The sequence below is a fragment of the Stenotrophomonas sp. GD04054 genome (assembly GCF_029836955.1).
Lineage (GTDB): Bacteria > Pseudomonadota > Gammaproteobacteria > Xanthomonadales > Xanthomonadaceae > Stenotrophomonas > Stenotrophomonas maltophilia_A.
This window is the reverse complement of sequence record NZ_JAOECR010000052.1, coordinates 22543-30898: the sequence shown is the minus strand read 5'-3', so window position 1 is coordinate 30898 and position 8356 is coordinate 22543. Positions and strand designations below refer to the sequence as shown.

6 protein-coding genes are annotated in these 8356 nt (G+C 67.7%); 3 read left to right on the top strand and 3 right to left on the bottom strand.

Annotation, left to right across the window (positions count from 1 at the left end):
- The first annotated feature begins 67 nt into the window (after window positions 1-67).
- From N7573_RS18690 to N7573_RS18680, 3 genes are all read left to right on the top strand, one after another.
- The gene (locus N7573_RS18690) at window positions 68-2116 is read left to right on the top strand and encodes an ATP-dependent DNA helicase (protein ID WP_279913996.1); all 2049 of its coding nucleotides are present in this window, start codon (window positions 68-70) and stop codon (window positions 2114-2116) included.
- Between the two features lie 9 nt (window positions 2117-2125).
- Complete coding sequence (gene tsaB / locus N7573_RS18685) at window positions 2126-2839, top strand: tRNA (adenosine(37)-N6)-threonylcarbamoyltransferase complex dimerization subunit type 1 TsaB (RefSeq protein ID WP_132810646.1); 714 nt, start codon at window positions 2126-2128, stop codon at window positions 2837-2839.
- Window positions 2840-3489: 650 nt separating this feature from the next.
- Window positions 3490-5454 (top strand): M2 family metallopeptidase, encoded by a 1965-nt coding sequence (locus N7573_RS18680; protein WP_279943244.1) that lies wholly within the window; start codon window positions 3490-3492, stop codon window positions 5452-5454.
- Window positions 5455-5573: 119 nt separating this feature from the next.
- Here N7573_RS18680 and N7573_RS18675 read toward each other — a convergent pair whose 3' ends face one another.
- The 3 genes from N7573_RS18675 to N7573_RS18665 form a co-directional block, all read right to left on the bottom strand.
- Entirely contained in the window at window positions 5574-5966 is a 393-nt protein-coding gene (locus N7573_RS18675) for a hypothetical protein (RefSeq protein WP_008265644.1), read from the bottom strand.
- A gap of 83 nt (window positions 5967-6049) precedes the next feature.
- Window positions 6050-6946, bottom strand: coding sequence for a siderophore-interacting protein (locus N7573_RS18670; protein WP_279912725.1), 897 nt, complete (start codon window positions 6944-6946; stop codon window positions 6050-6052).
- A 142-nt stretch (window positions 6947-7088) separates the two neighbouring features.
- Window positions 7089-8315 (bottom strand): multidrug effflux MFS transporter, encoded by a 1227-nt coding sequence (locus tag N7573_RS18665; protein ID WP_279912723.1) that lies wholly within the window; start codon window positions 8313-8315, stop codon window positions 7089-7091.
- Window positions 8316-8356: the final 41 nt, after the last annotated feature.

The following is an 8356-nucleotide window of genomic DNA, read 5'->3' as shown; positions in this document are numbered from 1 at the left end:
GCTGGTGCTCTGGCTCCGGCTTGAAACGGGTGCCGGGCAGCGCCCGGCCGGGTATCCTTTCCCTCTGATGTCCGACCTTGTCCATGCCAGCCGCGAAGCCCTCAGCGACGGCGGCGCGCTCGCCTCGCACCTGGATGCCTTCGTCCCGCGTCCCGCACAGCTGCGCCTGACCGAAGCGATCGCCGACGCGTTGCAGCAGCGTGATCTGCTGCTGGCCGAGGCCGGTACCGGTACCGGCAAGACCTTCGCCTACCTGGTGCCGGTGCTGCTGTCCGGGCTGCGCACCATCATCTCCACCGGTACCCGCGCACTGCAGGACCAGCTCTACCACCGCGATCTGCCACGGGTGCGCCAGGCGCTCGGGGTCGGCCTGCGCAGTGCGCTGCTGAAGGGGCGTGCGAATTACCTGTGCCGCTACCGCTTGCAGCAGGCGCGTGGAGAGCCGCGTTTTTCCAGCCCCGAACAGGCAGCGCAGTTCCAGCGCATCCTGGCCTGGTCCGGTCGCTCGGAGTTCGGTGACATCGCCGAGCTCGACGGGCTGGCCGACGACTCCCCATTGCTGCCGATGGTCACCTCCACCGTCGACAACTGCCTGGGCACCGATTGCCCGTTCTGGGATGACTGCTTCGTGGTGCGTGCGCGGCAGCGTGCACAGGCTGCCGATGTGGTGGTGGTCAACCATCACCTGCTGCTGGCCGATCTGGCCCTGAAGCAGGACGGCTTCGGTGAGCTGTTGCCCGGTGCACAGGCCTTCGTCATCGACGAGGCGCACCAGTTGCCCGAACTGGCCGCGCAGTTCTTCGGCGAGGGTTTTGGCATGCGCCCGTGGCAGGAGCTCGGGCGCGATTGCCTGGCTGAAGCACGCGGTGTGGGCGGCGCGCAGTCGGCGCTGCAGGAACCGGTCGACCAGTTGCAGCAGGCGCTGCTGGCGTTGCGATCGGCGATGGAAGGGCTGCCGTCGCGTGGCACGCAGTGGCGTGCGTTGGCGATGCCGCAGGTACGTGTCGGCTTCGATACGGTGATGGCAGGGTTGGTGACCCTGGAGCAGGCATTGCAGCCGCTGCGCGAAGCGGCGGCGGGTCTGGATGCCTGTCATGCGCGGGCGCGTGAGGCGGTCTCGCGGCTCAGCCGCTGGTTGGGCGATGACGAGCCCACTCTCGACTTCGATACCGATCCGGCGGACACAGCCAGCGCGGCTGATGTGCTCTGGTACGAGCTCACGCCACGCGGTTTCCGCTGCCAGCGCACGCCGATGGATGTGTCCGGTCCGCTGCGCGAGCATCGCGAGCGCAGCCGTGCCGCGTGGATCTTCACTTCGGCAACGCTGACCGTTGGCGGTGGTTTCGATCACATCGCCACCCGCCTGGGCCTGGACGATCCACACACGCTGGTGCAGCCAAGCCCGTTCAATTGGCCCGAGCAGGCGCTGTGCTACCTGCCCGAAGGCCTGCCCGATCCGGCGGCGCGCGGGTTTGGCACCGCGTTGATCCAGACCTTGCGGCCGGTGTTGCAGGCCTCGCAGGGCAGGGCCTTCCTGTTGTTCGCCTCGCACCGTGCATTGCGTGAGGCCGCCGAGGCATTGCGCGACGGGCCATGGCCGCTGTTCGTGCAGGGCGAGGCACCGCGCGCGACGCTGCTGCAGCGCTTCCGTGAATCCGGCAATGGCGTGCTGCTCGGCTCGGCCAGTTTCCGCGAGGGCGTGGATGTGGTCGGCGAAGCGCTGAGCGTGGTGATGATCGACAAGCTGCCGTTCGCGGCGCCGGACGATCCGGTGTACGAGGCGCGGCTGGAGGCGATCCGCAGCCAGGGCGGCAATCCGTTCCGCGACGAGCAGTTGCCGCAGGCGGTGATCGCATTGAAGCAGGGTGTCGGCCGCCTGATCCGCAGCGAGAGCGACCGTGGCGTGCTGGTACTGTGCGACCCGCGCCTGCTCAACCGGGGCTATGGCCGGGTCTTCCTCGATTCGCTGCCGCCGTTCCGGCGTACCCGCAGCCTGGCCGATGTGCAGGCCTTCTTTACGCCACAATGGGCGCCTGCGGCCGATGATGCGGCTGCCCCAGTCGCTGTTGCGACCGGCCCCGAGCCGGCGCCCGGTGCCACGTTCCCCCTGTTCTGACCCGATCCGATGAAACTGCTCGCCTTTGAAACCGCCACCGAAGCCTGTTCCGTTGCCCTGCATGTCGATGGGCAGGTGCTGGAACGCTTCGAGATTGCCCCGCGCCGGCACGCCGAACTGAGCCTGCCGTGGGCGGAGGCGCTGCTGGCCGAAGCCGGCATCAGCCGCCGCCAGCTGGACGGCATCGCGCTCAGCCGCGGCCCCGGCGCGTTCACCGGCGTGCGTCTTGCGATCGCGATTGCCCAGGGCATTGCGCTGGCCCTGGACCGTCCGCTGTTGCCGGTTTCGACGCTGCAGGTGCTGGCGTTGCGGGCACCGACGGAAGAAACGCAGATCCTGTCAGCGATCGATGCGCGGATGGGCGAACTCTACGTTGCCCGCTTCGAGCGCGTGGACGGCCTGCCGGTGGCGCGTGATGCTGAGCGCGTATGCGCACCCGCTGCGGTATCGCTACCGGAAGGGCTGTCCGCCTACGGTGTGGGTACCGGTTTCGGCGCAGCCGAGGGCGCACTGGTGGCGCAACTTGGGGCTGGCCTGCGTGGATTCGATGCCGCCGCATTGCCGCGCGCGTCGGACGTACTGGCACTGGCGGTGCCGGCCTTCGCGCGCGGTGAAGCCATCGCACCGGAGAAGGTCGAGCCGGCCTATCTGCGTGACAACGTGGCACTGACCCTGGTCGAGCAACAGGCGGCGCGCGAGGCGAAGGCGAAGGCCAACGGCTGAGCCCCTCGTGGCGGGGTTGGTTGCGTAGATCAAAAGCCGTGGTTTGGCCGGGCGGGTGGGTTGCGCAGAGGGCGCTGCAAGTACGTCCCTGTAAACTCGGTCGCCGCTTGCCCGTGTGCGCTGTCCTGCGCACACGGCAAGACCGGGGTTGGGCGTCCTGCCCAACCCGCCCGAGGCATGCCTCGGGCCCATGCGGCTCACGCCCCTGCGCAGCCCACCCGCCCGGCCTCTGACAGTTTCCGTGTGCGTCCGCCACGGAAAATCAAAAGAAAATCAAAGTCAAAAGCGGGTCGCTTCGCTCGCATCCACGCATAGCGTGGATGTGTGTCGACCAAGGTCGACACCTACCAACAGCGGAGCGGGACGCGATGCGCCAGGATCTGTCAGAGGTGGGGCGGTGTGGGCTTGCAGGACCGTTGGCGCCATGGATGGCGCCATCGAGCCCCCATGGACGGGTTTACGGCGTGTCCTGCAAGTCCACACCGCCCCGCCAAACCACGGATCGCCCGCTTCTGCTGTTGCTTCGGCCTTTGCCGTTGCTTCGGCGGGTGCAGGGCGCAGCCCTGCCGAACCCAACCGACTTCCGCCACTTGCGGTGGCGGCGACGGCCCACTAGCCTTCGGCCGTCGTTCACCACCCAAGGACCGCCCGTGAAACACCGTCATCTCCTGCTGGCCTCGGCTGTCGCCGCCGCCACGCTGGCCCTGGCCGCCTGCAAGAAGGAAGCTGCCCCAGGCACCGATACCGCCAGCAGCAGCGCCCCGGCCGGCGAAACCGCCGACCAGTTCGTGGCCCGCATCAATGCCGAATTCAAGGCCGCCTACCCGGAGATGACCTCGGCGCAGTGGCTGTCTTCCACCTACATCAACAGTGATTCCGAACGCATTGCGGCCAAGGCCAACGAGCGCTCGCTGACCCAGCTCAACAGCTGGATCGAGCAGGCCGCCAAGTTCGACGGCAAGCCGATGAGCGAGGACAGCAAGCGTGCGATCCACCTGCTGAAACTGATGTCCTCGATGCCGGCACCGCGTGACCCTGCCAAGCTGGCCGAGCTGACCCAGATCGCCACCCGCATGGAAGGCAGCTACGGTGCCGGCAAGTACTGCACCGATGCCAACGATCCCAACTCCTGCCGCCAGCTGGGCGAGCTGGAGCAGGTGCTCGCGCGCAGCCGCGACTACGACAAGCAGCTCGATGCCTGGCAGGGCTGGCACAGCACCACCAGGAGCATGCGCGGCGACTACCAGAAGTTCGTCGGCCTGGTGAACGAAGGCGCCAAGGGCATGGGCTTCACCGATGCCGGCCAGATGTGGCGCAGCGGCTATGACATGCCGCCGGAACAGATCGGCCCGGAAACCGATCGCCTGTGGGAACAGGTCAAGCCGATGTACGAGCAGCTGCACTGCTACGCACGCGGCAAGCTGGACAAGACCTACGGCAAGGACAAGGCCGAAGTAGGCAACGGCCTGATCGCCGCGCACCTGCTGGGCAACATGTGGCAGCAGGACTGGTCGAATCTGTGGGACCAGCTGGAGCCGTACCCGGGTGCCGGCAGCCTGGACATCACCGCGGCGCTGGAAAAGCAGTACCAGACCAACCTGAGCGCGGCGCTGGCGAAGGCCGGCAAGGATGCCAACGTGGCCGCGCAGTACAAGGCGCAGCGCGAAGCCGAACTGCGTACCGCCAAGCAGATGACCGAGCGCGCGCAGGACTTCTACGTGTCGCTGGGCATGCCGTCGCTGCCGCAGTCGTACTGGGAGAAGACCCAGTTCATCAAGCCCGACGATCGCGACGTGGTCTGCCACGCCAGCGCCTGGGACATGAACATGGAAGGCGACGTGCGCACCAAGATGTGCATCAAGCCGAACGAAGAGAACTTCACCACCATCTACCACGAGCTGGGCCACATCTATTACGACCTGGCCTACAACCCGCTGCCGCCGCTGTTCCAGGGCGGTGCCAACGATGGCTTCCATGAAGCGATCGGCGACACCATCGTGCTGGCGATGACGCCCAAGTACCTTAGCTCGATCGGCCTGGTCGACGCGCCGACCGAGAGCCGTGAAGCGGTCATCAACAACCAGATGCGCATGGCGCTGTCGGGCGTATCGTTCCTGCCGTTCGGGCTGATGATCGACCGCTGGCGCTGGGGCGTGTTCGACGGTTCGATCACCGCCGACAACTACAACAAGGCGTGGTGGGACCTGAAGGCAAAGTACCAGGGCGTGGCACCGGCCAGCACCCGTGGCGAAGAGTTCTTCGATCCGGGCGCGAAATACCACGTGCCGGGCAACACCCCGTACACCCGCTACTTCCTGGCGCGCATCCTGCAGTTCCAGTTCTACAAGGGCCTGTGCGACGCGGCCGGCTACAAGGGCCCGTTGCATGAGTGCACCTTCTACGGCAACAAGGAAGCCGGCCAGAAGTACTGGGCGATGCTGAGCAAGGGCGCCAGCCAGCCGTGGCAGGCCACGCTGAAGGAATTGACCGGCACCGACAAGCTCGATGCCGGCCCGATGATCGAGTACTTCACCCCGGTCAACGAGTGGCTGAAGCAGCAGAACGAAGGCCAGATGTGCGGCTGGCAGGCCAACGCGGCACCGGCGGCGAAATGAAAAAAGGGGCGGATCCGCGAGGATCCGCCCCTTTCCGGTAGTGCCGGCCGCTGGCCGGCAACTACGCGATGAAGGCCCAACGGGCAGCCGGCCAGCGGCCGGCTCTACCGAAATGCCTGTCAGCTGTTCTTCTTCGCGGCCATCGCTGCGGCCAGCTCGGCCTTGAATTCCTCGAAGGTCTGGCCCTTCTCCTTCGCTTCGGCCTGCGCGGCATCGCGCAGCGCATCGGAGTACATCAGGCGCACCGGCGTGCCGTTGCGCTCGTGCAGTTCACCGGCCTGCATGATCAGCGCCAGCACCTGCGCAGCACTCTCGCTGTGGCCAGCGATGCGGCCGTCCATGCCCAGCACCCATTCGCCGTCACGGCGCACGACACCGGCCAGCAGGGTGCGCTGCGCATCGCGCAGCTCGGCATGCGGTTCCACCGGCGATGCCTGCGCGGCGGCCTTGTTGGCGGCCTGCTTTTCCTGGCGACGGCGCTGGTCGCGGCGGGTCTTGGAGCTGGTGGACATGGTGCGGTACCGCTGCGAAGGGGGGCGCAAGGATAGCGCACCCCGCCCGCAGCGCTGCTTCACGCGTGCTCGATCCAGTACGGTCAGTCCAGCACCTTGCCGTGCCGCCAGTAGCCCATGAAGGTGATCGCGCGACGGTCCAGCCCGCAGTCACGCACCAGATGGCGGCGGATCGCCATCACCGCACCCGCCTCGCCGGCCACCCAGGCATACAGCGGTCCGGCCACGCTGGCATCGGCCTGCTCCCAGAGGATCTGCGTATCGACGTCGATCTCCTCCAGCGCATCGCCAGCAGCCACGCTCGAGGTCGCTGACAGCCGTTCCTGGACCGCCTGCAGCAGCGGCTGGCCATAGGCGGCCTGCCCACGCGGCAACCACACCAGCTCGGCGGTGCCCGGCGCTTTCAACGGCACCGCATCGCCGGCCTGGGCCACTTCCAGCAACGCCAGCGTGCGCGGCGGATCAGGCATGGCCGCCAGCTCTTCGAGGATGCCCGCCACCGCAGGCAACGCCGTTTCATCGGCCACCAGCAGTACCTGGCCGACACCGGCCGGTGGCTTCCACTCCCAGCCTTCGCTGCTCTCGGCACAGTCGGCATCGGGGGCCAGCAGCACCACGCGATCGCCCGGCCGTGCGTGCATGGCCCAGCGCGAAGCGGGTCCGGTCACCCCGTGGATGACAAAATCGACGTCGACCTCGCCCTGCTCGGCGCGCAGCTGGCGGATGGTGTAGGTGCGCATCGGCGGGCGCTGATCGTCCGGCAGCGCCCGGTAGCGCGGGTACCAGTCCTCGCCGCTGGGGACCTGTGGCACCTCCTGGCCGGGCAAGGGGAAGAACACCTTGATCCGCTGGTCCGGGCCTTCGGTCTTCATCCGCGCCACGTCGGCACCGGTGAACACCATGCGGTCCAGGGAAGGGGAGAGAACGCGGCGCTCCTTCAGCGCCACCTCGAACAGGCGGTAGGTCTGCTGCGCAGCCATGGGGGAACCTCATGCAACGACATCGGATTGGCTGGCTGTCGTGCATCCACGCACCGGCTGGCTGGAATGCCCAGCCTAGTCCGGTTGTCCGCGGCTGCAAGGATGTGCCGGCATCCCCGTCCGCCCTACCCCTGCGCGCTGCTCAATGGCCCGTGCAGGCTGCCTGCGCCACGCGCTCGCGCTGGTGTTCCCAGTACCAGAACACGAAACCAGCACCGAAGAACGCAGCCTGGCCCAACGCCAGGTGCAGCGGGCTGGCGCTCAGCAGCGGCGATACCACGCCGGCCACCACGGTGCTGATCATCAGCTGCACGAAGGCCTGCAGCGACGAGGCCAGGCCGCGCTGGTGCGGGTACATGTCCAGCACCGCCAGCGCCAGGATCGGGAAGATCAACGCCATGCCCATGCCGCCCAGGAAGATCGGCAGCACCGCCCACGGCAGCACGAACTGCGGGGCCAGCGCCACGTAGCCGACGTTCAACAGCACCGACAGCGCGCACAGGCCGAAACCGATGGCGACCTGGCGGGTAGGCGTGGTGTGCCCGGCCATGCGCCCAGACAGGAACGAGCCGGTGGTCATGCCGCCGATGGTGGGGATGAACAGCCAGGCGAAGCCGCCCTCGCCCAGATGCAGGTGCTGCATCACGAACACCGGCGCCGAGGAGATGTACAGGAAGATGCCACCGAAGCCGATGCTGCCGGCCAGCGCCAGGCGCAGGAAGCGCGGGTTGAAGCCGATGCGCAGGTAATCACGCATCAACGTGCGCGGCGACAACGGCACGCGCGCTTCAACCGGATGGGTCTCCGGCAGGTAGCGCGCAGTGGCCGCCAGCAGGACCAGCCCGAACACCACCAGGAACCAGAAGATCAGCGGCCAGCCGGCGCCACTGAGCAGGATCCAGCCACCGATGATCGGGGCGATGGCCGGAGCGATGCCGAACAGCATCGACACCTGGCTCATCAGGCGCTGCGCGTCGTGGCCATGGTAGAGATCGCGGATCACCGCGCGGCCAACGATCATGCCGACACCCGCCGACAGGCCCTGCAGCGCGCGGAACGCCAGCAGCGTGGTCAGGTCGGTGGACAGCGCGCAGCCGACCGAGGCGCCGACGAACACCACCAGGCCACCGAGGATCACCCGCTTGCGGCCCCAGGCATCGGACAGCGGGCCGTGCGCCAGGCTCATCAGGCCGTAGAACAGCAGGTACACGCTGATGGTCTGCTGCACCGCCACTTCGTCCACCGCCAGGCGCTGGGCCAGCTGCGGGAACGCCGGGAAGATGGTGTCGATCGAGAACGGACCGAACATGGCCAGACCGGCGAGCAGCAGGGCCATGCGGCGGGTGGAGGGAGCAACAGCGGCGGTCATGGGGAAGGCGTCCGGCAGGGCCATGCGCGGCACGCACGGCG